This window comes from Bacillus sp. FG16, assembly GCF_057809515.1.
Genome location: NZ_JBMDKC010000304.1, coordinates 1 through 592, shown reverse-complemented (window position 1 = coordinate 592; position 592 = coordinate 1). Strand labels below are relative to the sequence as shown.

Here is a 592-nt window from a genome sequence, read left to right as displayed (position 1 = left end):
CGCTGTAACACTTTATAGCTCGGTTTCAATTTCTATTCAAGCAATACAAGAAGTTCACTTTGAAGTTAAAAATCTTCAATTTGACCACGGTATGTTGAAGCAGGAAGTTGATACTCTTAAAGAAGAACTTGAAGCAGAAAAACTTGAGAAAGTTTCAATGAAAGCTGAAATTGCTGAATTAAAGGTATTAGTACAACAATTAATAAATGAGGAACCAAAGCAGCCATAAGCTGTTTTTATTTGGCGCAACATACGGCTTTGATAACAAAAGGGAGACAATTATGTCTCTCTTTTTTGATATAGATGAGGAGCATGGATAGGGAGGGAAAACGGATGACAATCGAACTTGGTGTGCTGATTGCGTTATTATCACTCGCCATCAGCTATTTTGGTTATGCACTGAATAAATCTAAATCCATCAAAGCAGATGGGCAACAAAGTGCAGAAGTTAAAGCAGAACTGGGATATATTCGGAAAGGGGTGGATGATATCCGGATTGATTTAAAAGCAAGTGAAAAACAAATGGTAGCACTTGGGGAACGCGTCACGAGGGTAGAAGAAAGCACGAAACAAGCGCATAAACGCTTGGATA

At 38.0% G+C, this 592-nt stretch carries 2 protein-coding genes; both read left to right on the top strand.

The genetic code is table 11. The features are described 5' to 3' along the window. A partial coding sequence (locus tag ACODS7_RS32430; RefSeq protein ID WP_488828670.1) for a hypothetical protein occupies nucleotides 1-229 on the top strand: 229 nt, incomplete at its 5' end. A 104-nt stretch (nucleotides 230-333) separates the two neighbouring features. Continuing rightward, nucleotides 334-592: hypothetical protein (locus tag ACODS7_RS32425; protein WP_488828669.1), on the top strand; the 259-nt coding region annotated here is incomplete at its 3' end.